This window comes from Imperialibacter roseus (assembly GCF_032999765.1).
Lineage (GTDB): Bacteria > Bacteroidota > Bacteroidia > Cytophagales > Cyclobacteriaceae > Imperialibacter > Imperialibacter roseus.
In genome coordinates, this window is record NZ_CP136051.1 from 1264134 (window position 1) to 1290134 (window position 26001).

Consider the following 26001-nt stretch of genomic DNA (forward strand, 5'->3'; position numbering starts at 1 on the left):
GCGTTTTCTAAATATCCTTCATTTTACGAAAAAGGGTTGGGAGTGGAAAGAGGTTTATGTATTAAAGTAGGAGAGGAATGAGTGCGAGAGTGTGGAAGTGATGAGTGGCTCTCTTGCGCCAGAGGCTGGTGCGAAAGTAACTCATCTTCCCGGAGGCTTTGTTGTGTCGGTTTAAAGTTGGGAGAGAATCGTGGCTGAAATACTTTTGTCGAGGTTTTGATATTTATTTAATTCAACTAAATCCAATCATAATACTATTTCCGTAGGTGGTTATGTACAAAAAAACGAACCACAATGAAAAATTACTTTAAAAGAACCATGATTACTGCAGTTGCTTTGATGGCTTTTGGATCAACTGTTTTTGCGCAAAATACGGTGCAGGTAGGAGGGGAAGCGATGTACCCCATGAAAGACATCGTTGACAATGCCGTGAATTCGGCTGACCACACCACGCTGGTCGCAGCGGTGAAAGCTGCCGGTCTTGTGCAAACGCTCAAAGGTACTGGCCCATTCACCGTTTTCGCTCCCACCAATGCTGCTTTCGATAAACTCCCTGCGGGCACTGTGGCGACTTTACTCAAGCCTGAAAACAAAGACCAGCTCACCAAAGTGCTTACTTACCACGTAATCGCTGGAAAGTACGACTCAGAAGCTTTGAAGAAAGCCATTAAGGCTGGCAAAGGTGAAGCCAAATTGAAGACAGTGTCTGGTGACATGCTGAGTTTTATGATGAACGGCCCAATGAATATTGTGATGAAGGACGAGACCGGCAACCTGGCTACCATCAGCACTTACGATGTGTATCAGTCAAATGGTGTGATCAACGTCATTGAATCTGTGCTGCTTCCATTATAATCGGGGAATTGCTCACTCATAACACTTTCTAACAAGTAAATAACAGTTTAACACTTCATGTAGGCTTTTTTGAGGAGGGTGGATTGAAAGATTCAAAAAAATAAAACAATCGCCCTACTCATAAAGTTGGCTTTATATTAAACCAATAATAATTATGAAAAAATTAAGAACATTATCTTTAGCAACACTCAGTGTACTAGGATTTGTCCTTCTATCCAGCTGTGGAGGTGACGATGACATGAACCCCGATATGCCCATGCCGACCGGGCAATCCAAAACGTATGCACTTGCGGCTGTCGCCAATCCTTCCATTTCCGGATCGGTTGCGTTTATAGAAAATGACGACAACTCTACCACCGTGACTATTAGTCTCAACAACACGCCGGCAGGTGGTCAGCATCCAGCGCACATTCACATGAACACGGCTGCTGAAGGGGGCGACATTGCCATCACCTTAGGAACAGTGGATGGTGGAACTGGTGAAAGCACCGTTACCTTCAGCACCTTTGACGATGGCACGCCAGTAACGTATGACGACCTGATGACGTACGATGGTTACATCAACGTGCACTTGTCGGCTACTGAACTTGGAACTATTGTCGCTCAGGGTGATATCGGCCAAAACGAATTGACTGGAATGTCTAAAACCTACGACCTAGGGAGTGTGGCCGTCGCTGATATCAGCGGGACAGCTACTTTCTCTGAGCGGGTAAATGGTGAGGCGCTGGCTGTGCTGGCCCTTGAAAATACGCCTGCGGGTGGCTCGCACCCAGCTCACATTCATATGAACACAGCGGCTGAAGGAGGAGGCATTTCTTTCACATTTAACCCTGTAAATGGAGATACGGGCATGAGCAAAACCAATGTGGCCATGCTCAACGATGGCACGGCTTTTACATACGAGGATGTGCTGGATTTTGATGGTTACATCAACGTGCATGTGTCTGCTGAAGACCTCGGAACACTGGTTGCGCAAGGTGACATAGGCCAGAACGAATTGACAGGAGAGTCAAAAGTGTATACACTTAATTCAGTTGCCGTTCCTGGGATCAATGGAACCGCTACGTTCTCAGAACGAGCCAACGGCGAAGCCTTGGCTGTGTTGATGCTTGTAAATACACCTGCCGGAGGAATGCATCCTGCTCATATTCATAATAACTCAGCTGCAGTTGGCGGGGGCATTGCCTTCACTTTCAATACTGTGAACGGCGATACTGGAATGAGCAAAACCAATGTTACCATGCTCGATAACGACACCGCATTTGGCTACGCCGATGTGCTTACATTTGATGGTTACATCAACGTACATTTGTCGGCTACTCAGCTAGGGACAATTGTTGGTCAGGGAAATATCGGATCAAACAGCACCGAATAATTAAGTACCAAAAGGTTAGTTGAAAATATGAAAAGCCAGGAGCGGAGACGCTTCTGGCTTTTTTAATGCAATAGAGAATTGGCTGTGTCCTATTCTAGCAGCTAAATAACGCACATCCGCCCAAAACCCTTTGAATGGTCATAGTATTTTGGCAAATTATATATTGATCTCAACCAGATTAATTGACTACTCACTAGATGCGACTCGCCTGCCTCACGTGTGCCTTACTTAGCTTAATTTTTGCGGTATCCGCCCAGCCGCCTGATTTCGAACTGATCAGGAAGGATCTGGAGAAGGTGGATTCATTGATTTTTACGTTCAACGAAATCAAGGCCTACCTGTTTATCAAAGACTTGAGGAAACAACAGTTATCAAAAGAAGCTCTGCTCCTGCTCGATGTATATGACGCTCGCATTGATTTTCATAGCGGGAATTTGGGCAATGGGTTGAAAAAGCTCGGTGCGTTGAAGGAGCGGGTTGATCGAACAGGGGATAATTACATCATAGGTAACTGGCTGTTGTCAAAAGGCATATTTCATTTTCGAAAAAGAGAGCATGAAGCAACATTAGCGCTGTTGGATTCTGCGTCTACCATTTTGGCTCGCCTTGATATTTCAATGAATTCCCCTCTCATTTTTTCATTACATTTTAAAGTGCTCACTTATCATTGGAGGCTTAGTGATGTGGAATCTGCACTGCTCGAGGCTCAAGCGTTGATCAGATTGTTAGAAGAGTTTCCCAGAGAAACAGTTTATCACGCAAGTGTCCATTATTCTATGGGTTCTATCTATAATTCGAGAGCTGAAGCCGAATTGGCAAGAACTCATATTGCGAAGTCTATTGTCACTGCAAGTAGATTGGGTTGGGGTAATTTGGAAACCGACGGGTATGTGGTCATAGGAAATAGCCTTTTCAATGACAAGCAGTTTGACAAGGCCATTCCATACTATACTGAAGCGATACGAAAGATACAGGTTTTCGAGGGGCAACAGGCTTACTCCTTGATAAACTACTATAATAATTTAGGTTATATGTACTCAATGGTTTCTGATACCGTCGAGTCGTATGCCTCCCTATACAGGTCTCTCTCACTAGCTAAAAGACTCACAGGTACTTCTTCGCTTGAGTATGCGATGATTTCTTCCAGTCTGGCGAAAGCACATTTGCATTTTGGACGAACTGATTCGGCTAAAATATATCTGAGTAAAAGTTTACAAATAAAAGAGTCAGTATTTGGATCTAACCATATCGAACTGGCATGGGGGTACGCAGGAATGGCTGATTTTTTTTTCGAACAACAGCTATATGATTCTGCACTGCACTACATACAGAAAAGCCTAGTAGTCGGTGTTCGAGACTTCAATAGCATAAATATTTACAATAGCCCTTCTGTGTCTGGAAAGGAGACTAGTAATGATGTTTTCCAATTGATGGGCCGAAAGCTTGAGTATTTGGTTAAAGCAGGCTATCAAAACAATACCATGGAGTACGTTATGATCGCCAGGGAACTCTTTCAAAGCCTCGACACATTGCTTTTTGATAGCAGAAGGAGGTTAAAAGATGATCTGTCCAAAATTTACTTAATGGACGACATGAAGAGGGTCTTGGAATTTGGGCTTGAAGTGTATTTTGGGCTATCGAAGGACTATCCAGATTCTGTTATATACATGGAAAAATTCTATCGTATTCTTCAGAAAAGTAAATCTCTGATGTTAGTTGAAGAAATAGAAAAGTCAAAGTGGCTGGCAAGTGATCCTTACTTTAAAGATTTGGTAAAAAGGGAAAGATCTATAATGAGCAATCTAGCAGGAATAACTGCGACATCAGCGACTCGAATCGATACATTTTCAACGAAAAGGCTAAATTTGATATCTGAGTTAGATAGCGTCCGTGGAGAGCTGTTGAATAGGTTTCCTGGCTACCATCAGTTGGCACTGAGAGAACACATTTTGAGCTTACCGAGGTTGGCAGAGATACTTAAAAAAAAGAATAGTTTATTTATTGAGTATTTCGTTGGTGAAGACTATATCTATTCTCTGGTTTGGGACGGGGTAAGGTTTAGCTGTCATCGAATCGATCAAAGTGAGGGCTTCCGAGCCAATTTGAGCCTTTTTTTGGAGATTCTTTCTGAAGGCAGAGACGAGCCTTTGGAATATGAAGAGGCAGGCTTCTATTTATACAACGCTCTTGTTAGGGAGGCAGTGAAAATTGACAGGAAAAATTTCAGGGCAGTAGTCATTGTTCCCGACGGGTTTCTTTCATTTTTACCTTTTGAAGCTTTGATACGAAGAAAGAATGGACTAGCTGATTTTAGTCAACTCGATTATTTGATCCGACGTTATTCAGTTGAGCACAGTTTTTCATCATCACTTTTGGCAAAGGAAGCCCCGGCTTTAGAGGCAACCAAATATCGAATTCTCGGACTTGGGGCCTACTACAACAAAACTGACTCTCAGAGGAGATTGCCGGGATCAAAAAGAGAACTCAATTCTATTGAAAAGCTATGGGAAGGCCATTATTTTTATGAGGCCACCAAAGGCAATTTGATAGATAATGCCTCGAAATTCGATATCATTCACGTGGCAGTTCATGGGGTGTCCGATAACAATACAGTCAATGGTTCGTATCTTGAATTCTCGAAAGAAGATCGACTTTACGCTTCTGATTTATATTCGATAGTTACCAATGCAAGGCTGGTCGTGCTTAGTGCATGTGAGTCTGGGCTGGGAAAAGTTATGGGCGGAGAGGGAGTCTTCAGCGTTGGAAGGGCGTTTAAGTTTTCTGGGGCACACGCTGTTGTCCAAAGTGCATGGCGAGCGGACGATGGGGCTAGCAGTGTTATAATGGAGTATTTTTATGGGCAACTGAAGAAGGGTATCGATTCAAACGAAGCACTTAAGCTTGCCAAATTGAGCATAGTCAACTCTGGCGACAATAAAACTGCCCACCCGATCAGATGGGCAGCTTTTACTAGCTACGGTAGTGTCGCTGTTGGCGAAAAACCTTCTTTGGCTACTTGGTTACTTGCAATCCTCGGTATTGCATTGTTTCTGCTTACTCGACATTACTATCTCCATAGACGTTGATATAAAAGTTACTTAACAAAGGCTATCGGAAATTTTACTTTGGTGCCAAGGATCTCCACCTCTTTGTTTACAACCTTATATTCTATTATTTCGTCATTTTTGAATCGAACTTCGCTCTTTTTATTGTTGATGACATAGATATGACTGATGGTATCTATCCCTATTTCGAATTCCACTATGCCATATTCATTGTTGTTCGCATACAAGTCACGGTTACTTCTCCATGGGCTAACGAGTCTTCCTTTCCCTTCTGTTCCATCCGAGGGATTTATCGTTAATTCGATGTCGAAAGGGTGTGCGTGCTTCTCCATGTTGTTGTGGCAATCGTCTCCATCACATTCTTCACATTCTTCCCCATTTTGCCGACAAATCGAGCATGCGTCGCATAGATCAAAAGCAAAGAATAGTTCGATAGTATTTCCAAGCCCCTTAATTTTTACAGGACATACCTCGGCCCAATAAGTTTCAGAATCAAATTTCAAGTTCTGTAGCTTTCTGTTGTTTGTAGCGATATGGACAGCTTTGGTCTCAGTTGAATAAAAAAACACAAAAGGGTTGTAGCCGCTAGCTGCATTGAGCTGGCAGCCAGTACATGGGTCGTGCACATTGCCATCCTTGTGTAGTTCTGGAGCAAGCACTTGAAAGATGACGAAACTGAGAATAGCGAGCAGCGGCGCTCCAATGAGAATTTTTTTTTGATTTTTTGTCATGACGTATAGGTTTAGTGATTAGCATTTACAACGCCTTCAAAATAGCCCTACTTCTCTCCTCATAAGCCGTGCCCGACTCTGCCAACTCCTCAAATAACTCTTTCGCTTTCTCCTCTTCTTCCAGCTTGAGCCAGGCCAGGGCCAGGTACCATTGCACCTGCGTTTTGTAGTCTTCGGCTTCTTTGCTCAATGGTTCCCAAATGGCTGCTGCTTTTACCGCCTCATCTTTGGCCAAATAGCTCATGCCCAGGTAAAACAGTGTGCCTTCGTCCGGGTGTTTGATACTTTCAAAGATTTCAATGGCCATACCGTAGTCCTCATCGGCATATCTTCTGAAAGCCAGGTCTTTACTCGTTAGACTGTCTTTGGTACTGCTGTCCCGGTAAATGGGTGCTTCCACATTGGGGTACACCTCAAAGTATTCGGCATACAACGCCTGTGGCTCTGTGCTTCTCAGCAAAAAGAACCACGCAACTACTACCAGCAGCGCCACCGATGCTGCCGCTGGCAACCAAACCTTCCAGCTGAAAGTAGCGGCCCCGGTTGGTGCCGTTTCGACAATGTTGGCTTCTGCCGCCTGAATCGCCTTCCAGGCTTTCTCCAGCTCAGCTCGTTCCAGTCCTTTTTGTAAGTATCTCACATCTTCAAACAGTTGTGCAAAATCTTTCTCTGCCGCTAGTCTTTGCCTAAGGGCTTCTGCCTCGCTTTCAGAAAGCTCTCCGCTGAGGTACCTGTCGATTAGTGCTATGTCATGCTCTTCCATTTACCTCTATTAAGCTAAAGCCATTTGAATCTTTTCTTTTTGCAGCAGCTCCCTTAGCTGCTGCAGGCACTTGTATTTTTTGTTCTTGGCCGTTGCTTCGTTTTTGTAGCCAAACTCCTCCATCAGCTGCCTGATGCTTGCCCGGAAGTAGTAAAACCGTGTCAGCATACTTTGGCACGGATCGCCCAGCTTTTCAATGGCCTTTTTAGTCGCCTCCAGCAAACTTTCTTTCAGCAGTGCTTCGTCGGTTGCCTCCTGACCTTCACCTCTGTCATCCACCCATTCCAGGGGATTGCTGCTCAAAGGTATTTTCATGTCTTCTCTTACCATTTCCTTGTACACATTGAGCCCTATGCTGAACAGGTAGGGCTTTATGCTGTCGTACATCATGGTCATTTTTCCCTTTACCACATTGTTGTACAGCCGCAAAGTAGCTACCTGATAAATGTCCATGGCGTCGTCGTTGCTCATTTTGTATTTAGCCCGGATCATGGCGATAAATTCCTGACGGTATTTGCTGTATAATTCGCCGAGGGCCTGCATGTCTCCGTTTTTAAGCGAAGTGATCAAGGTTTCATCCATTCCGGTTGTAGTATAATGATTGAAAAGACTAAAGGTCACCTAAAATACCTAAATATAAGTAGCAGCAAAAAAATCAAGAATGTGCGGTGACCTTTTCTTGGAATCGTCATAAGGTAGTGTATTAAAAATGAAACTATCATGACCGAACAAGCCAATCCATTAACGAGAAGAGAAAAGGAGATCATTGAGCAGTTGTCGTTTGGCTATAGCGCCAAGCAGATTTCGGACATCCTTTTCATTAGTGAATTAACCGTAGCCAAGCACAAAAGCAACCTGTTCATGAAGCTAAATGTGAATAATACACCACACCTGGTGAGCATGGCCCTGAGGGAAGGACTGATATGCTGACAGTTTACTTTGAATAAAGCAACAACGAGAACTAATACGTAGAATCTTTTAGTTAGGTACACAGATCAGTGGAAAGCCTGAGGCAGATAGCCTCGGGCTTTTTTGTGGTTATGATTAGCCGAAGTATCCTGCCTGCTATGGCCGATTGGCCGGAATATGCATCTTAGACAACTTTTTTTAGCCGCTCAAATTGCATCAGGTAATCCAAAGCCTAACGCCTTCGATATACTTAAAATCCTTTAGGTTCAATGTGTAAAGTGGCAGGCCGTGAGCGATGGCCGTTGCGGCTATCAGTCCATCACCTAGTGTTAAGTTATGACTCAGTGAGTATTTGTTCATCAACTTCATAAACATTTCACAAGTCGGCTTGTCGATATCCAAGACTTTGAGATGAAATAAATCCTGATTGATCTTGTTCAGTTCCTTTTTGTTCAAAGCGCCATACATCAACTCTCCTGACGAAACGATGCTCAAAACGATGTTTTCCTGGCCGATTTGCTTCAATGCTTCCAGAATAGTAGCGTTCTCTTTGTAAAACTCAATGATGATATTGGTATCGCAAAGGACTAATTGTTCCTTTTCCATGCTTTTTCCCGAAGCCGCTTAGCGTCTATTGCTCTGCCCTTCCACAGACCTGCAGAGGCGAAAAAGTCATACTTTTTCGGCGATGTTGATTTTATTGGCTTGTGTCTTTTCACCTCGACAAAATCGAGCTGCTGCAAAAAATTTACCAGATAGAGCAGTTTACTGTCGTCCTTTACTGTCAGTGTTAACTTTTCCATATACCAAAGATAAATATTTAACACTAACTTTTAGTTCATCCCAATGGATGTTATTGATAAATCTCCTCTTTCAGCCCCTCGATGCCATTCAGCAAAACTCAGGAGGAAAATACACTTCTAGGGGATGTAGACCTGGGGTTCTACATGAAAAAGAATTAAGAGACGGAGCGCCTGGCTCGCATTAATACCCGGAAGGCTCTGAGATTGTCGGGACGAGGGCACCACACATGGTTGGCCACAGCCTTTGAGGGAAGGACTGATATGCTGATAGTTTACTTTGGATAGCACAACAACGAGAACTAATACGTAGAATCCATTGGTTAGGTACACAGATCAGTGGAAAGCCTGGGGTGGATAGCCCCGGGCTTTTTTGTGCTGGCAACGATGTTTGCAAAACTGCTGGCAAGGCTTTCAGGTCACGGTACAGACACAGAAGCAGTGCCGAGATCGCTCATCAGGTACCTGGCTGAGGTGATACACGAAGAAAAGCACCTTTCTGACGGCTTGTCGGAGATTGGGAGCTATTCCTGATAGTGGTAGCGAGTGCCCTTTCTCTCTCCAATCTTTAACAATAACCCTTCATTGACCAGGTAAGCCATGTCTTTCTTCAAAGTGTTTCGTGAATGAGTTTTAAATGCTTCCTCTATTTCGCTCATACGAACAGCCTTCCGCTTTTTGGCGAACTCAAGCACTGCTTGCTGTCTTTCGTTCAGCTCTTTTGTCAGCTTGCTGTAAACCTCGTATTTTGCTTCTAAGCGCTTGATAAGTGTAGACAGACAATCCAGGAAAAATAAGATCCATCTGTCTATCCTTTCGGTTTTCTTGTACCGGTTTTTCTGGCCTTCCATCAAAGCTCTGTAGTAGTCTTCTTTCCGCTCTTCAATGATGTGCTCAAAAGATACGTACTGAACGAACCCATACCCTTGTTGCATGAGTAGCAAAGTGGTCAATAACCGTGACAGCCTTCCGTTTCCGTCCTGATAGGGATGGATGGATAGAAATTCGTATACAAAAGCGGCTGTAATCATCAGCGGATGCATATCTGCTTTTGTCAGGCGTTCGTCAGTCCAGTTCAACAACTCTTCCATTTCCCTGGAAGTGGAAGATGGGTCAGTTATTCTGAAAATGGTTCGTTGTGTTCCGTCAGGGTTGTTAGCCACTACCTGGTTAGAAAGGGGTTTATACTGACCTTTATGGCTCTGGTCTTTGGCACTGTGCTTTAGTAGCATCCCATGCAATTGATGGATATATCTTTCCGACAACGCAATGTCCTTGTAATTAACCAGGATGACCTGGAGCGTTTCATAATAGCCAACCACTTCTTGTTGTTCTCTGGTGGTTAACTTGGTAATTTTTACAGACTTAAGGAGCTTTTCAACTTCTGCATCTGTCAATGTCGCTCCTTCGATTCGGGTAGACGAACCTATGCTTTCGATGGTTGCTATTTTCTTGAGTTCTTTGAGGTGTTTGCTGTGCTTTAGTTCTATTGATTGCCAGTTTCCTTTGAAGCTATCAATAATACTTAACAGCTTCATCAGTTGTTGGAAAACATCTCCGCCGAAGTCAAGTTTTTGGTTCATTGCCAACTAATTTTTATGGATATATCCAAAAAGCATCCAAATGTATCCATAAGTAATTCCTTCTCTGTTGTGCGTTTTGAATATATCCAAAACGCATCCAAATATATCCATAAATTTCCTTATTCAGAGGCAACAATGCATCTGAGTTTACCGCTATCAGCTTACGCTTCAGGTCATTGGGGGTTTGGACAAAATTTTGGTAGAAGTAGACCTGGCCTTCTGTGAAAAGATGGAAGAGAAGGTGAGCCTAATACGTTTTCTATTCCTGAAGGCCTTGTGACTGCCCGGCCGGGGAATAAACACGGCACCTGGTGACTCCGGCTTTTCGGCCACAACCTTCTTGCGAACGAGTTCGTACAATATATTGTACAACTAATGACAGTTGATTAACTTTGAGTCATGGAAATAACCACCTATTCAAATTTTCGTCAGAACATGAAGTCCTTTCTCGATAAGGTGCTGTCTTCTCATTCGCCTTTGTTTGTTTCCCGAGCAAATGGTGAGGATGTGGTTGTGATGTCGAAAGCCGACTATGAGAGCATGCAGGAGACCATGTACCTGCTGAGTAGCTCCAAAAATGCTGAAAGACTTGCCCGTGGAATAGAGGAATACAAAGAGGGAAAAGGGGTAGAGCGAGAGCTGATTGACGAATGAAAATCGTTTTCCTCTCTCCGGGATGGGAAGATTATCTCCACTGGCAACAGACTGATAAAAAGATGCTTAGAAGGATCAATGAGTTAATCAAACAATGCCAACGAACCCCATTTGAAGGCAGCGGGAAGCCCGAGCCACTACGAAGTAATTTGTCAGGCTGGTGGTCGAGAAGGATGGATCATGAGCATAGGCTGGTGTATAAAGCTGAGGGAGACTCACTTTATATTCTTCAGTGTAGAAAGCATTATTAGCTGAGACTATTTTAAAGATAAACACAAGCGGATGCTTGCGTTACGGGTGCTTGCACCATTGCATAAAAAAAACCGAACACCTTCCGGCGTCCGGCTTTTCGGACTTGAAAATTGGGCAAATGAAAATTTTTAGTTATTGGTTATCAGTGAGTGGTAATCAGTAGGATTCGACTGCTTTACTGATTACTTCTCACCGATTACCTTCCTATTCCTTCCTCACGCTCCCCGCTCCTGATCTTCTGATATCGGAGCTTGCCTCACCCTGGTACACAATGGTGCTGGCACCGGATGCTTCGGCTTTCAGGTCGACCATGGCATTTACCTTGGCACGGGCAGCTCCCTGTGCGTTGACCTCGACATACCTGGCCTCACTGCCAAAGGCGTCGAGTGAGGCAGCGCCCTCCACGTCAGCTTTCAGCTCGTTCACATTGCCCCGCAGGGTCAGCTTACTGCCGCCGTCCATTTCTATGTCGAGCTTGGAGGCGTCGATGTCCATGTCCACCTGGGCAAACCCCGATAGATTGAGCGCCATCCTGTTGGCCTGGAAACCATCGATATAGGCTTCCGAAGCGCCGGATAACTCAATACTCTCCAGATCAGGTGTGCTGATGTAGACGTAGATTTTGTCGCTGGACTCCCAGTTGTCACGCCAGTCCCAGTCGCTGCCACGGATGTCGAACTTCAATACGCCCCCCGATTGGCTCACTTTCACTCTTTCCAGCCATTCGTCGTCGCCGGTGATTTCGATGTTTTTGTAGTCGCCCTGCTTGATGTAGAATTTGAAGATGCCGCCAGCTTCTATCTCATCATATCCTTTGAAGTCGTACGTCAGAGGATCGGCATCGAAAGAACTTTTTCCTGAACCTGAGTTGTACGAGTAGTAGTCGTCATCCTCTTCGCACGTGGTGCACTTCAAACCTGCGTCGGTAAACACCCACGTGTTACCTTCCATCTGTCGGGTAGAGTAGCCGTTTCTGTAAATAGTGTTTCTCAGGATCCTGGCCAGGCTTTCGTCCATTTTGAAGGGCTGGTTATAGGGAATATACAGCGTAATGTCGAGGTTCTGTACCCTGAAGCGGGCATCGTTCCTGAACTTCAACTCTCTTGGGAAGTTAAAGATGGAATCTTGCACATTGAGCTCATAAGTAACCATCTGCGCATTTTCAAGTGCTGTCGAGCGGTCTCTTCCTCTGGCTTCAAAATCCATTATTACTTTATACACGGAATCTTTATGACCTCTTAGCTGGAGTTCTACAGCTTCATACTGGCCGTTCCACTCGTCCCACTCCCGGCGGTCGCTGTCTGATAAAGTCAATACCGCTGTTTTACCGGCCATGTCGTACGTTTTGGTTTCTGTATGGATAGCATCTGTGCGGAAGTCCATGATAATGCGTGGCACTGTGTAGCTCACGAGCACAAGGCTGATGATCCACAAGCCGAACAGTGACCATCCCAAGAAGGAGCCGGCCACCCATCTTTTGGCCATGATGCTGATACCACCCAGGGTGATAGCCAATGCTGGTATAAAAGCTGACAGGAAGAGCCCAAAGACAGCCCAGCCTGGGAGTGTCTGTTGGAAAAGCTCTACTGGTACGCCATCAACCGATACCCAGTCCCACCAGCCAATGGTAAGCCCAAAGAACATGGCACAAGTAATAGCAATGGCTGTCATCATCGATAATCCTAAGATGCTAAACAGCAGGCCAATAAATACCCGGAGGATCTCAACGAATACATTGGCAGCAGGGCCGATAAATTTGGCGATACCATTGATGATCAACGCAATCAATCGGAATGGAAACAACAACACTTTCACGATAGGGCTTTCTTCGTCTTCTTTTATGTTGAGGTTCGACTTGATGTTTGTTTCAATATTGGAAAGCGTAACAGGCTCTCCCTGCATCTGCATTTTCTCGGTGATGGTCTTCGCCAGGGGCGTGATGATCCACAAGATGATGTAAACAAAGAATCCGGTGCCTCCGAGGAAGATAGATAGTACGAAGAGGAGCCTGATCACTGTTACGTCCACTCCGAAATAGGCGGCGACACCACTGGCCACACCACCCAGCACCCGGTCTTCCTGGCTGCGGAACATTTTCTTGATCTTCTTGTCGTCTTCAAGGGCCTTGTTGCCCGGCACCACAATCCAAAGGATTATGTAGGCGAGCAAAATTGCGCCACTTAACCCTGGTAGAAAGAAGTTGAAGAACATAAGCAGAAAGAGCAAACGCACCCACATGGGGTCGATGCTGAAATAGTGGGCAAGACCACTGCACACCCCACCAACGACTTTTCTGTTGATGTCACGATAAAGTCTTTTTGAACCGGTCTTCTCTTTTTGTTCAGTCTTTTCTTCCGCTGTGTCCGTACTTTCTCCGCTGCCGGTGTCGGCTGCAGGCGCTGCTTTGTCTTCTTTGTCTTCAATCGCCTCGAAGTCGGCAATGGTACCCATCGTAGAAATCAGCATATTGACATCTTCGATAGCCACTACCTGCTTGTTTTCTTTGTCCAGTTTCTCGAGAAAAATCTCAGCAATTCTGCTTTCGATATCGGCGATAATTTCTTTGCTGTCTTCGAAAGTCGAAAAATAGGTGGTAATGGATTCGAGGTAGCCCTTTAGCCTTTCATAGCCATCTTCCTCTATGTGGAAGATAATGCCGCTAATATTGATGCTTATATTCTTATTCATTTCTTTTGCCCGTTTTGCTTTTTCGTTGTCATAATTTTACTGGTGGAGCCCACAAGTTCGTCCCAGGTATCCTGGAGCCCATTTAAAAAAGTTGTTCCTTCATCAGTCAGGGTATAGTATTTTCTGGGTGGCCCTGAATTTGATTCAACCCATTTGTAGTCAACGAGGCCGGCCTTTCGCAGCCGGGTAAGGAGGGGGTAGAGTGTTCCTTCCACCACCATGATCTTTGCAGAGGTAAGCTCCTGCAACATGTCGGAGGCATACACCTCGCCACGTGATATGATATGGAGGATGCAAAACTCGAGAATTCCCTTCCGCATCTGCACCTGTGTATTCTCAATGTTCATCTCTCATTTTGTTTAAAAGTTTTTGACCTTAGCACTATATACGGAAAAGTACCTTGCATGGCCAAGTACTGGCTAAGAAATATTAGTGAATAGACTATAATCATTAAATAATTATATTTTACGCTTCAAAAAGTACAATATTATGGCACTTTTTAAGCATTTGGGTGTCGATTGCCACTGTCGTGCTGTTTGGTAAACAGTTCCTAATCCCTTGGTACAACCGGGCCGACAAGCGCAAGCGCCGATGAATGAAGGTTGGTAGCTGCGTTAAAGCCGCATTCCGATAAGTGGCGGTGCACCGGTGAATCATTTTTCGCCAGCTTCCAGCAAAGGCCGGCATCTTCATCTACTTTTGCCGTCTATTTGTCGAAGTATTCCAACAAGTGAGCGGGTATGTTGGTGTGGAGAATGTTATATCATTAATTTTAGGTTGAATTAGTCACTGAATGCGGATTACATTAATTCTTGCCGTCTGTTTGTCCTTCTCCGGCCTGCTATTTGGACAGGGAAATGCACCAAAATATAGCAACGAGTTTCTGGCTATAGGCGTGGGTGCCAGGGCATTGGGAATGGGCAATATGCAAGTTGGTCTGGCCAACGATGTTACGGCGGGTTATTGGAACCCCGCTGCACTCACTCAGCTTACCGAACAATACCAGGTGGGACTGATGCATGCGGCCTACTTTGCTGGCATAGCCAATTACGATTTTGCGGGATTTGCTACTCCCATCGATAGCAATACCTTCATGGGTGTTTCTGTGATCCGTTTTGGGGTTGACAATATTCCCGACACCAGGTTCCTTTACGACGCCAGCGGCGCTATCAACTACGATAATATCCGTTTCTTTTCTGCGGCCGACTACGCATTCATGTTTTCGCTTGCTAAGAAAATGGGAGGTCTTTCGCTGGGCGGCAACCTGAAGGTGATCCACCGGACAGTGGGCGATTTTGCGAATGCCTGGGGCTTTGGTCTCGATGCGGCACTACAGTACAACAGGGCCAACTGGAAGATGGGGGCGGTACTCAGAGATGCTACCGGAACGTTCAATGCCTGGACGCACAATTCTTCATTGGTTGTTGACGTGTACACCCAAACGGGCAACGTGATCCCGGAGAGCAGCCTTGAAATTACGCTACCCCGCCTATCGGTGGGGCTTGCCAACGCAGTGGTAAACAAAGGAAAATGGGCAGGACTTGTTGGCGCCGACGTTGATTTGACGTTTGACGGACAAAGAAACACTGTGATCAAAAGTAAATTGGCCAGTATAGATCCGAAAGCAGGCTTTGAAGTGAGCTATGCGCAAAAGGCCTTTTTACGGGGAGGTGTGAGTCAGCTACAGCAGGTCAAAGATTTTGATGGCAGCAAATCGTGGACTTATCTGCCGTCGTTTGGTATCGGACTTAACCTTCAGGGAGTGCAGATAGACTATGCTTTAACAGACATAGGAAATAGGGCGCAGTCGCCTTATAGTCACATCTTTTCATTAAGATATGGATGGAATGCGAAATAGACTGTGGACATACAGAAGTGCCTTATTAGCCGGGTTGTTGTTTGTAGCAGCTATGGCAAAGTCTCAGCCATGGGGCAATGAATGGATCAGACCCGGGCAGTCGTACTATAAAATTAAAGTCGCCAGAGAGGGAATGTTTCGCCTGACGCAGCAGCAACTGCTGGAAAGCGGTGTGCCGCTGGCCTCCATCGACGCCAGACGGTTGCAGCTTTTTCACAGAGGGGTAGAGCAGGCTATTTATCTGCCAGGGCAGGAAGATGGCCGACTTGATGCCAGCGACTATATTGAGTTTTACGGGCAGCCAGCGGATGGTAAGACCGATACGGAACTGTATGTTTCTGAGGAGGCCCAGCCTCACACTTTGTATAACCTGTTTTCTGATTCAGCAACCTATTTTCTCACCTGGCCGCTAACGGCTACGTCCGGCAAGCGGATGTTGGCACCTGTAGCAGAGAACAATGTAGGTAACTTACCTGCTGAGCCTTACTATCTCCGGGAAGTACTCAAGCTTCAGGTCAATAATTACTCGCAAGGGAAGACCTACCAGGGCGGCGACATCATTCTTAGTCAGTACGATCATGGCGAAGGTTGGACAGGCAGTGACATTGCCAAAGGAGCCAATCAAATGATCACTTTGGCTGGATTGACCAATCGGGTTACTTCCGGGCCCGACCCTACGTTAGAAGTGCTCCTGGTCGGGAGAAATAACCTGGATCACAATGTAGAGGTATATGTGGGCCCATCTTCGTCAAGTTTGCGGCTTTTACACACGGCCGAGTTTTCAGAGCATGATCCCTATACTGTCTCCGAAACCATTTTATGGTCAGATATTTCATCTACCGGAGAGTTGTTTGTGCGGGTGAATGTGGTTGGTATTGGAAGCGCTGCCGACCGGGCAGCGGTGTCTTATGTAAAGGTTAATTACGCCGCCAGCACGGACATGGCTGGTCAGTCGCAGAAGACATTGACGCTAAGAGAGAACACGGGAAATAAGTCTTTCATTAGAGTGACCAATCCGGCTGGAGCCAGTAGTCTTTTTGATGTGACACAGCCGGATAACGTGAACAAAATTGGTGTCATCACAGGAACCAGTGATTTCGCAGCAGTAGTGAATGGCACCGCTGTTCAGCGGAAGTTGATCGCCACTACTACTCCTTATACCCCGGTAAGTATCAAGCAGGCAACCATGCCGGCTATCGATCCAACGGCTTTTGATTACATCATAGTCACTCACCCGGAGCTTAGAAAGGCCACTACTACAGGAACTGCAGATCCGGTGGCAGCCTACAAAGCTTTTCGTGAGAGTGCGCAGGGTGGAAACCATCAGGTGCTTATTGTAGAAATGGAGCAGTTATTTGACGGCTTTAACTATGGTGAAATATCTCCATGGGCCATTCGCAGACTGGCGGGTTACCTGCTGGCCAATGGTGAGCCAGAATACTTCTTCCTTATAGGAAAAGGAACGGGTGTGCACCGAAATTACTACAGACAAGACCCGGCTACCACCACACTTGTTCACTTCATACCCACTAACGGCGTGCCTGGAAGCGACATTGCCATGCTGGCCGGACTGGCTGGCAGTACTTATGAATCGCCAATTGCAATAGGAAGACTGAACGCAAGGAACCCGGACGACGTGCAAGCCTACCTGAACAAGGTGATGGAGATGGAAAATCAGCCCTTCGATCAGTTGTGGAAAAAGAACTTCATTCATTTGAGTGGAGGAGCTACTCAGGGAGAGCTGGCTACATTTCGATCTTATGTCAACGGATTTAAGTTCATTGCAGAAGGCAAGTACCTGGGAGCCAATGTGGTGACTAGCAGCAAATCCACTAGCAATGCGGTGGAGCTTATCAACATTGCCGAGGAGGTGAACAACGGTGTATCAATGATCACATTTTTTGGCCACTCGGCGAGCTTTTCCACAGACATCGATATTGGTAACGTGTCTAATCCAGGCTTTGGGTACAACAACAAAGGCAGGTATCCCGTGATTTTGGTTAACGGGTGCGATGCCGGTAATATTTTCGAGACCTCGTTCACCTTTGGTGAAGACTGGACACTGACGCCGAACCTTGGGGCTATTGGTTTTATGGCCCATACTTACAAAGGTTTTTCCAACGACCTGCGAAACTTTTCAGGGGTGTTTTATGAAACTGCCTTTGGTGATACCTTGTTTGTGAAGGAGACCCTGGGGAATATCAAAAATGAGGCATCAAGGAGATATCTTGAGCGATATGGCTCCTCTGAGCGGAACATTACTCAGGTGCAGGAGATGCTACTTCAGGGTGATCCTGCTATCAAGATATTTGGGGCAGGTAAGCCTGACTACGAGATCAGCGCCGATGCGCTGGAGGTGATCGACACTGAGGGAAACCCGCTGCAGGTAGCCAAAGACACATTTGCTCTCAAGTTTGTTGTGAAGAATTTTGGCATCGCCACTGAATCTGATTTGAAGATTTACGTGAGGCGAAGGCTGGAAGACGGCAGTGTGAGCCTGGATTCGCTTGTCTCTCCGTATGTGCTTCGGGAGGACACCATGTACTTCGGAATCTCGAACCCCGACCTTGCCGGTTTGGGTAACAATACCTTTGAGGTGATTCTCGACCCAGACGACGAAATAGATGAGCTGAATGAAGGGAACAATACAGCCAGCATTGACCTCTTTCTTGCCAAAGGAACGACTATTCCCATTTTTCCGATGAAGCGGGGCATTGCCGGATCGAATGTCGATTTTGTAATTCAGGCAAGTGACTTGTTTTCACCCTCACGAGGTTTCGAACTTGAAATTGACACGTCGCCGGATTTCAACGGCCCAATGAAGCACAGGATCAGTGGCGATATGCGGGTGATTACCGTTCAAAATGTGGATTTGGCGTCTACATTTTCAATCGCCGATTCTACCGTGATTTACTGGCGGAGTCGCTTTCTGAACCCCGAACCTGAAGAGGACACTTCCTGGGTTTTGAGCCAGTTTACCATGATCAACGACAGCCCCCGGGGATATGCGATGGTGTCGGCCAATCAGTTCGCCGACGCCGAAATCAAAGGGATGTCATTGTCGGAGTCAGGCTTTGATTGGTCTTTCCCGGAAAACAACCTGGATATCAGTATCAAAACTTTTGGCCCCAATAACTCTGGTGCTGTAGCACGTGAGTACAGCGTAAATGCGGGTGGGTCGGAGCTCTTCCTTGAGGTTACCAACTTTAATGTGTGTAGAGATAATACGCTTAACGTGGTCGTGTTTGATAAGCAATCGACCGTGCCGTACGCTCCTTTTTCTGATTGGCAAAAATTTGATAATCGACTCACCTGTGGAGTGTATCCGAAGCGCATTCATAACTTCACCGACGCAGAGATGTATGACCCGGCAGGTTCCAACGGAGGCACCAGGCGGCTTTCTCAACTGCTGAATGCCGTGTCTAACGGCGACTTCGTTGTCTTTTTCAATATAGGCACTGTGCAGTACGACAGATGGGATGCCGAAGTAAAAGAACAACTAAAAGCTTTCGGTATACAAACAGCCACATTGAATAGCCTTGTGAATGGGCAACCGGTAATTTTCTATGGAAGGAAAGGCCAGGCAGAAGGAACTGCTGTGGAGTTGCTTTCAGATGGAAGTGGTAGCCCGGCCGATGAGCAACAGCTTGTGCTCAATGACGTAGTGGAAGGCAAGTTCTTTAGTGGTAGTGTGCTGTCGGGCAGGATAGGCCCGGCCAAGTCGTGGGGATCGCTTTATCAGGAAGTAAAGCTTGGCGCCGGACAAACTGCCGGGAATTTCAGGCTGGACATTTATGGGCTCCGGAACGATGGTGTTAAAGATTTGCTGTTTGCCGATGAAAATGTATCAACGATAGACCTGACATCTGTAGATGCCAATTTCTACCCTTATCTGCAAATAGACTACCATACGAGCGACGAAGCCAATCTGGTGCCTGCGCAACTAAAAAAATGGATAGTCACGTTCAATCAGTTGCCGGAAGGCATTTTATTGACCAGCGACCTGACTGCCAGGAACAAGCTAACCAGAACCGCCAATGAGGGGGAAGAACTCGTGGTGCCTTTTTCATACTTTAATCCTTCTCCGGTTGATTATGCCGATTCGCTAACGGTAAGATACCAATTGGTGTCAAGTGAAACGAGCACTATCCAGGAGTTCGAAATGAAATTGCCTGCCTTGCTTGCGGGAGACTCGGTGCAGTTCAATGTGCCGTTAACAACCCTGGGAGTAGATGGACGGGAAAGCCTGCGTACAATCATTGAGTCGACAGAAAGGGAGCTCATTTCGACCAACAATCAGCTGACTTTCAAAGATTATTTGGACGTAAATGCGGACAATGTCAATCCGCTGCTCGACGTCACCTTCGATGGTACTTACATCCTCAATGGCGACATCGTTTCCCCTAACCCGCTGGTGAAAATGAGACTCTACGATGACTATGAGTACCTGCAAAAGCAAGACACGATTGGCATAGAGGTGTACGTCAAATCTCCCTGCGAGGAGTGCGACTATGTAAGGGTGCCTTTTTCCGGAGGCAAAATGACATGGTCAGCCAACACCGAAAAGAAGGAGTTCAATATTGAGTTCAGACCCGGGCCGTTGGAAGACGGCATTTATGCGATGCGTGTGATAGCGACCGATGTGAGCGGAAACCAGGCCGGAACAGCTCCCTACGAAATCAGCTTTGAGGTCATCAACGAGTCGACGGTAACAAACTTCTATCCCTATCCCAATCCATTCAGCACAAGCACCAAATTTGTGTTTACCCTCACAGGGTCAGAAATACCCGATCAGCTGAAAATACAAATCATGTCGGTGTCGGGCAGGGTTGTCAGGGAGATCACCCAGGACGAAATTGGTCCGATTCGCATTGGTAATAACATTACGCAGTTTGCCTGGAACGGAACCGACGAGTACGGCGACCAGCTAGCCAATGGCGTTTACCTCTACAGGGTGCTGCTTCGCATGAATGGCCAACCACTGGAGCACAGGGCGACGTCCGCCGACAAGGCCTTTAAGCATGGCTTTGGGAAGCTGTATATTCTGAGGTAATAGAAAAAAAATGGAACGCTTCAGTAAGCCACTGTACCCGTTGGCTCTTTCTGCTGTCTAAGACCCTTAGGGGTTCGCAGCACAAGTCTTCGAATTGTCTCCAGTCCATGCAAAGCGATCGCCGCCACGATAACTATCAGTATCGGCTCGTCATTAAAAACAATGGCAAAAACACTTGAGAAAATGAGCGTGCACGTGATCCACAATGCGGCACCCCATACTTTATTTTCAGCAAGACCGCCGTTGGCGATTGTGCTCAGGAAAATAATACTGAATAGGATCAGCTTGGGAGTGCCCGTCCACGATGGTTCCTTGTAGATATAAAAAAGCAACAGACAGAACAGCAGTAGCCCGCCAAAGCCAACGAAGGTATCGCTAAAGAAGCTTTTTTCGGTCTCATTCTTTCTAAACTGTGGCAGTGGAAGATGAAGCCACTTTAAAAAAGGTATGTTGTTGGCCCAGAATGGGTTTTCCGATGGAACCGGGTCGCTGGTGCCAAATTCAATATCAATGTCATCACGTTCCGCCTGGAATGTACCGAATAGTTTATCCCATATCACGAAGGTACCGCCACAGTTTTTATTGATGTACTCGGGGTTTTTGCCGTGGTGAACTCTGTGGTGGGAGGGAGTGATCATGATATGCTCCAGCCAGCCGCTCTTTTTCACAATCCTGTTATGGTTGTAAAACTGAATAAAGTAGTGGACTGAAGAAACTACGATGAATATCTCCAGAGGAAGTCCCAAAATGGCCAAGCCAGCAAAAAATGGGAAGGAGGTAAGCGAAGAATACCAGGAGTTTCTAATACCCAGGGATAGGCTGAAATGCTCTCCCTCATGATGGACCACGTGCACGGCCCACAGGAAACTGATGGCATGGTGAAGCCTGTGCAACCAGTAAAAGCAAAAATCCCAGGCGACAAAGGCAAAAATCCACTGCATGGCAACAGGCCACTGAGCCACCCAGCTAAAACTGAAATGCATAAGCAACCAATGAAACGCTAATACCTCTAACCCCCGGAAGATCCACAACAGGATGTGTCCTGAGTTGAGGTTCATGACGATTTCTTTCCAGGGAATTTTTTCCTGCAGAAAGTACCTGATGGCGACAAGCTCCATCAGAACCAGAAGAAAAAGAAGACCAGTGCCGTATACCAGATTCATGTTTTAAGACTTAGAATTTAAACAACAATCCACCTACAGAAAATCCCGCTGCAGTACCAATCAGCAAGCAACTATCGCCCCTTTTAAGCCGCCCTGATTCGATAGCTTCTGTCAGAGCCAGGGGAATGGAAGCAGCGATGCAGTTGCCATAGCTCGCCAGGTTGTTGACCACTTTGTCCGTTTTGCCGTCAAGAAGACTGTTAAGCAGCAGCAGGCCTGATTTGCTGGCCTGGTGAGGAATGATCAGATCCACCTCTCCGATTGATGAGCCAGTTTGGCAAAACAGCTTTTCCGTAAACTCGGGCACTTTTTGCATGGCCAGTTTCAGGAGCTTTTTTCCCTCCATGCTAAAAGAATGAAGTGTTGCATCATAAGGATGGTCTTTGAAGAAAAACTTGTTTCCACCACCTCTGATGATGGTGTGTTCGGCTCCTTCAGAATAGGTGACCAGACTATGTTTTACGAGGCCACTTTCTCCATTATCATCAAAAGATACGATGATGGCAGCGGCAGCATCTCCAAAAAGGCTGAACGTTTCCTTGTGCTCGGGGTTGAGGCCCTTTGAAGCTATTTCTGCACTCACAATGGCAATGTGCCGGCAGTCACTGTTGTTGAGCAGGCGGGAGGCATAGTCCAGTGCTGTTACAAAACTGAGGCAGGTGGTGTCGATGTCGATACAGCCTAAGTCAGTATTGTGCCAGCCCAGCTCGTGCTTGATCATGCTGGCTTTGTTGGGCAGCGGGTAGTCAAAAGTGGCTGAGGCAGCGATGAGGCAACCAAGGTCTTCCGGTTGGAGACGAGCACTTCGCATGGCCTTTTTCAATGCCTCTGCACCAAGCCAGCTATTGCTTTCAGTGGTGGCGATGTGGCGTTTTTTGACACCTGAATATTTGTAAATCCATCCGATAGGGAGCCCAAGCTCTTTTTCCATTTCCTGCGAATAGACACACTTCGACGGCAGGCAATAACCCGCACCGACAATCTTAAATGGTCTGACGACTTTCATTCCTTATTCTTTTGAATTTGACTCCCCTCTGGAGGAGTTGCTCTTCTTCCCGAATGATCGTAATGCCGGGAATACCAAAAATTTCAAATAAAGACTGAAGTGCACTTTCAGCTTTTCCGTAAGCGTTTAAAAAATCTCCTTCGCTTACTTCAATAAACAGGCCAATTTTTTTCTCACTTCGCCTGGTCACCACGTAATTGTCTATCACATCACTGCTGAAAGCCACAGCCTGGCGGATAAAATCGGGGTAGATTGTGATTGTTTTGCCATCGTCGACAAACTCAAAAACATCGTCCGATCTGCCTTCTATTTTAGCGATTTGCATCGTTTTTAGCCCACAGCTGCATGGCTCACCTGCATGAATGATGTCGTTGAGCTCGTAACGAATAATCGGCTGGGTCGTTCTCAGAAAGTCGGTGATGATAGGGTGAAATCTTTTCTTCTCTTCGTCCAGGTACTTCTTCTCAATCAGTAGCCAGTCTTCGTTGAAATGCAGAAAACCTGCCTTGCAGGTGTGGGCCAAAAATCCCTCCGTACATTGGTAGGCTTGCTCTATCATTATTTTAAAGACCTTTTCCAGGTAGGCTTTCTGGTCACCTTCCAGTACTTCCGCCACTGAAATGACTTTTTCGAAGCGAGCAGCTATCTGCTTTTCTTCAAAATATCGGGCGATGCGCATGAGCACCGATGGCTGACCGACCAAAATGTGAGGCCTGGTGGCTGCCACCGTCTGGCAGTGCTGGGCCATATCGCTTTTTATATCATAGAATTGAAACTGGAGAAGGGAAGAGTTCACCGACTCATAAAGCGTGCTGTTGGCCCTGAGAAAAAAGGCCACTTTTCTTTTTCGCAACGAAAACCCAATGACCCTGTCTAAAACTGCGGCGACCCATATAGCCCTCTCCTTTTGACTGGCGAGGAATATACCTCTGTTTCCACTTGTGCCGGAAGAAAGCCCGATAGTTATGCCCCGGATGGTTGGGGAGAAATCTCTTGATTTTTCGCTGGCTAGCCCCACCTTAAATGCTTCTTCTTTTGCAATACCCACTGTGTTGATATCGTCGAAATGAGTCATGAACGAGCTTTTGTCCATGATGGGAAACTGGCTGAGCGGCTGACCTGAAAGCGCTTTGTAGAAGGATGATTTTTGGAGATTTTTTCTCCACCGGTTTTCTTTTGTGGCTCGGAGCTGGTGAAGCGACTGCTGGTTGTAGCGCTTTCTTCTTTGCCAGCGGAACAAAAGGAAATGCCACAAGATTTGAAGTTTGAAGCCGATCATGACTGCGGACCGTTTAGTGCTGTCAGTGTTTCCAGGCAGTGGCAGGGAATGATCAGTGTTTCCGGATGAGCCTTATGGAAGTTGTGCACCCGATTCAGGCTGGCCCTGTACTCAGCCCATGAGTCAAAGAACAGACGTACGATGGGGTGGGGTAGCTTCAGGTCGGTATAAGCTGGTTTCAGCCAGGCTGCATCGGAGATGAGAAAGACCTGCCCTTTTTCCGTTGCGAGCAGTGCACCCAGCTGGCCTTTTGCGTGGCCATCCAGTCTGGTCAAGTGAATGGTGCCATCGTTAAACAGATCATGCAGTGGCCCCAGATGCTCGTCTTTTGATACTCCTTTTTCAATATCAAGAAAGTCGGTTCTCTCTTCAAAGCCCTCAGGGATCTGTGCGGGGAGGAATCCTTTTTTTAATGCACTCAGTCCGCTTTTTCCTTTGATGTCGTCGTAAGCTGCCCGGTCGCAGATGAATCGGGCATTCGGGAAGTCTTTGAGCCCCCCGATGTGGTCGGCATGGAAATGCGATACAATGATGTAGCGGACGTCTTCCGGCGGTATTCCGTCCGCCTTTAATTGTGCTGCGGCCTCTTCTTCGGGTTTTATAAAAACGGGTGTGAATGCCCGGTACAACTTGTACGGATAAGAGCTTGTGCTTGAGAAAAACCGTTTTGCATAACCGGTGTCGAAGAGGATTACACCATGCTTTGGATGTTTGATGACTGCATAGGTGGCGTAAAACCGGATGGTTTTTTTGGGTGCGCCCTTTTGCGCATGGTGCCAGCTGGCTTTGCAGTAGCCAGCAGACTTCAACTCAAAGCTTACTAATGTGGCTGTCTGGGTTTGCATGTTGGTCATTGGTAGGCTGCTTTATACCAGGCGGCAAATTCGTCAATGGCCTCCCAGGTGGTTTGACCTGGCTCATAACCCAGCCGTTCCCTGGCTTTAGTGATGTCAAGTGTCATCGATCTGGCAAGGATGCCCACCGATTGCCGGGTGAGCACAGGCTCCTTCTTTGACTGGGACAAAAGCGATTTCCATTCCATTATGGTAGCAGCAAAGGAAGCCACTGCATACGGTACTGTTCCCTTGGGTGGAGGCAAATCAAATTTGCTCAAAACATAGTTGATGGCTTCCCATAGCTTCACGGGCTCACCATTGCAGATATTGTAGGCTTCTCCGCAGGCTTCGTCGGGGGCGTGCATGGCAAGGTTGACCGAGCGAACCACATTAGAAACAGCTGTTAGGTCTACCAGGTTATCACCTGAACCAACCACCTTCAGCCGTCCTTCGTGGTAAGACCGGATGAGCCTGGGGAAAATCACGGTGTCGCCTCTGCCAATCAGTGCCCGGGGCCGTATGGTGATATAGCTCAGCTCCGATTTATCAAGCAATTGCTCAGCTTGCAGTTTGGTAGTGGCATAATTGTTTGACGCTTTGTGCGGCAGCGGATCACTTTCTTTTACATTGTACCTGTCTTTGAAGTTGAAGTAAATGGCCGGTGTGGAGATATATACGTAGCGCTGCACACCAGCTTTTTTACTGGCAGCAATCAGATTAGCCTGGGATACGATATTGGCCTGGTAGAAAGCGTCGTAGCTGCCCCAGGGTGAAGACAGGCTGGCACAGTTGACGACGACATCAATGGGTTGTTCGAACAGCCCCTTTACATAGCCGCTGTCCACCAGGTCGCCCAGCTGGTAATTTAGCTTTTGGCTTTCAACTGTATGAAGCGGGTCGAGCTTTCTTCCGGCAGCAACTATTCGGCTTATCTTGTCATCCAATGTCAGCGCCTCGGCTATTCTGGAACCAAGGAATCCGGTGGCGCCTGTTACAAGTACATTCATGATAGGCCATGGGGTTGAATGCTCTAAAATTAGTCAATCTTCCGCTCATACGAATGGTTGCAAAAGGGAAAGAGCATTGAACCAACGGCACAATGCTCTTACAAATCATGAGACTTAGTTAATA

The 26001-nt window shown here is 46.5% G+C and carries 22 protein-coding genes; 9 read left to right on the plus strand and 13 right to left on the minus strand.

Annotated features, from left to right (window positions below):
- Positions 1-294 precede the first annotated feature (294 nt).
- The 3 genes from RT717_RS05475 to RT717_RS05485 all read left to right on the plus strand — a co-directional run bounded on the left by RT717_RS05475 (position 295) and on the right by RT717_RS05485 (position 5316).
- On the plus strand, positions 295-855 hold the full coding sequence (locus RT717_RS05475; RefSeq protein ID WP_317490728.1) for a fasciclin domain-containing protein: 561 nt from the start codon (positions 295-297) through the stop codon (positions 853-855).
- A gap of 154 nt (positions 856-1009) precedes the next feature.
- On the plus strand, positions 1010-2230 hold the full coding sequence (locus tag RT717_RS05480; RefSeq protein ID WP_317490729.1) for a hypothetical protein: 1221 nt from the start codon (positions 1010-1012) through the stop codon (positions 2228-2230).
- Between the two features lie 197 nt (positions 2231-2427).
- Positions 2428-5316, plus strand: a complete 2889-nt coding sequence (locus RT717_RS05485) for a CHAT domain-containing protein (protein WP_317490730.1) — start codon at positions 2428-2430, stop codon at positions 5314-5316.
- 8 nt (positions 5317-5324) lie between these two features.
- Here the strand turns inward: RT717_RS05485 and RT717_RS05490 are convergent, their stop codons facing one another.
- The 3 genes from RT717_RS05490 to RT717_RS05500 are packed head-to-tail and all read right to left on the minus strand — an operon-like array spanning position 5325 to position 7371.
- Positions 5325-6026 carry a hypothetical protein gene (locus RT717_RS05490; protein ID WP_317490731.1) on the minus strand — a complete coding sequence of 234 codons (702 nt, stop codon included), beginning with the start codon at positions 6024-6026 and terminating at the stop codon, positions 5325-5327.
- Between the two features lie 25 nt (positions 6027-6051).
- Complete coding sequence (locus RT717_RS05495; protein WP_317490732.1) at positions 6052-6789, minus strand: hypothetical protein; 738 nt, start codon at positions 6787-6789, stop codon at positions 6052-6054.
- A gap of 9 nt (positions 6790-6798) precedes the next feature.
- Positions 6799-7371: an RNA polymerase sigma factor gene (locus tag RT717_RS05500; protein ID WP_317490733.1), complete on the minus strand. Its 573-nt coding sequence runs from the start codon at positions 7369-7371 to the stop codon at positions 6799-6801.
- 138 nt (positions 7372-7509) lie between these two features.
- Here RT717_RS05500 and RT717_RS05505 point away from each other — a divergent pair, with 138 nt between their 5' ends.
- Positions 7510-7719, plus strand: coding sequence for a response regulator transcription factor (locus RT717_RS05505; protein ID WP_317490734.1), 210 nt, complete (start codon positions 7510-7512; stop codon positions 7717-7719).
- 195 nt (positions 7720-7914) lie between these two features.
- On the opposite strand, the gene RT717_RS05510 is transcribed toward RT717_RS05505, so the two are convergent.
- Both RT717_RS05510 and RT717_RS05515 read right to left on the minus strand, forming a co-directional pair.
- Complete coding sequence (locus tag RT717_RS05510) at positions 7915-8304, minus strand: type II toxin-antitoxin system VapC family toxin (protein ID WP_317490735.1); 390 nt, start codon at positions 8302-8304, stop codon at positions 7915-7917.
- Complete coding sequence (locus tag RT717_RS05515) at positions 8286-8501, minus strand: hypothetical protein (protein ID WP_317490736.1); 216 nt, start codon at positions 8499-8501, stop codon at positions 8286-8288. The genes RT717_RS05510 and RT717_RS05515 overlap by 19 nt, the downstream gene beginning before the upstream one ends.
- Before the next feature lie 336 nt (positions 8502-8837).
- Here RT717_RS05515 and RT717_RS05520 point away from each other — a divergent pair, with 336 nt between their 5' ends.
- Positions 8838-9032, plus strand: a complete 195-nt coding sequence (locus RT717_RS05520; RefSeq protein ID WP_317490737.1) for a hypothetical protein — start codon at positions 8838-8840, stop codon at positions 9030-9032.
- Here RT717_RS05520 and RT717_RS05525 read toward each other — a convergent pair.
- Positions 9023-10081: a Fic family protein gene (locus RT717_RS05525; protein ID WP_317490738.1), complete on the minus strand. Its 1059-nt coding sequence runs from the start codon at positions 10079-10081 to the stop codon at positions 9023-9025. The genes RT717_RS05520 and RT717_RS05525 overlap by 10 nt on opposite strands.
- 399 nt (positions 10082-10480) lie before the next feature.
- Between RT717_RS05525 and RT717_RS05530 the strand changes: the two genes are divergently transcribed.
- The gene (locus RT717_RS05530) at positions 10481-10735 is read left to right on the plus strand and encodes a type II toxin-antitoxin system Phd/YefM family antitoxin (RefSeq protein ID WP_317490739.1); all 255 of its coding nucleotides are present in this window, start codon (positions 10481-10483) and stop codon (positions 10733-10735) included.
- Entirely contained in the window at positions 10732-10986 is a 255-nt protein-coding gene (locus RT717_RS05535) for a Txe/YoeB family addiction module toxin (RefSeq protein WP_317490740.1), read from the plus strand. The genes RT717_RS05530 and RT717_RS05535 overlap by 4 nt, the downstream gene beginning before the upstream one ends.
- A gap of 205 nt (positions 10987-11191) precedes the next feature.
- Here the strand turns inward: RT717_RS05535 and RT717_RS05540 are convergent, their stop codons facing one another.
- On the minus strand, positions 11192-13675 hold the full coding sequence (locus tag RT717_RS05540) for a PspC domain-containing protein (RefSeq protein WP_317490741.1): 2484 nt from the start codon (positions 13673-13675) through the stop codon (positions 11192-11194).
- On the minus strand, positions 13672-14022 hold the full coding sequence (locus tag RT717_RS05545; RefSeq protein ID WP_317490742.1) for a PadR family transcriptional regulator: 351 nt from the start codon (positions 14020-14022) through the stop codon (positions 13672-13674). The genes RT717_RS05540 and RT717_RS05545 overlap by 4 nt, the downstream gene beginning before the upstream one ends.
- Positions 14023-14468: 446 nt before the next feature.
- Between RT717_RS05545 and RT717_RS05550 the strand changes: the two genes are divergently transcribed.
- Both RT717_RS05550 and porU2 read left to right on the plus strand, forming a co-directional pair.
- Complete coding sequence (locus RT717_RS05550; protein WP_317490743.1) at positions 14469-15533, plus strand: putative type IX sorting system protein PorV2; 1065 nt, start codon at positions 14469-14471, stop codon at positions 15531-15533.
- On the plus strand, positions 15523-20586 hold the full coding sequence (gene porU2, locus RT717_RS05555; RefSeq protein ID WP_317490744.1) for a putative type IX secretion system sortase PorU2: 5064 nt from the start codon (positions 15523-15525) through the stop codon (positions 20584-20586). The genes RT717_RS05550 and porU2 overlap by 11 nt, the downstream gene beginning before the upstream one ends.
- Before the next feature lie 20 nt (positions 20587-20606).
- Here the strand turns inward: porU2 and RT717_RS05560 are convergent, their stop codons facing one another.
- From RT717_RS05560 to RT717_RS05580, 5 genes are read right to left on the minus strand one after another with little or no spacing between them, the layout of a single operon-like run.
- Positions 20607-21749, minus strand: a complete 1143-nt coding sequence (locus RT717_RS05560; protein ID WP_317490745.1) for a sterol desaturase family protein — start codon at positions 21747-21749, stop codon at positions 20607-20609.
- 10 nt (positions 21750-21759) lie between these two features.
- A complete protein-coding gene (locus tag RT717_RS05565) occupies positions 21760-22755 on the minus strand; it encodes a ketoacyl-ACP synthase III (RefSeq protein WP_317490746.1) in 996 nt (331 codons plus the stop codon).
- Positions 22733-24034 (minus strand): F390 synthetase-related protein, encoded by a 1302-nt coding sequence (locus tag RT717_RS05570; protein WP_317490747.1) that lies wholly within the window; start codon positions 24032-24034, stop codon positions 22733-22735. The genes RT717_RS05565 and RT717_RS05570 overlap by 23 nt, the downstream gene beginning before the upstream one ends.
- Positions 24031-24888: an MBL fold metallo-hydrolase gene (locus RT717_RS05575; RefSeq protein WP_317490748.1), complete on the minus strand. Its 858-nt coding sequence runs from the start codon at positions 24886-24888 to the stop codon at positions 24031-24033. The genes RT717_RS05570 and RT717_RS05575 overlap by 4 nt, the downstream gene beginning before the upstream one ends.
- Complete coding sequence (locus RT717_RS05580) at positions 24885-25877, minus strand: NAD-dependent epimerase/dehydratase family protein (RefSeq protein ID WP_317490749.1); 993 nt, start codon at positions 25875-25877, stop codon at positions 24885-24887. The genes RT717_RS05575 and RT717_RS05580 overlap by 4 nt, the downstream gene beginning before the upstream one ends.
- Between the last annotated feature and the right edge of the window lie 124 nt (positions 25878-26001).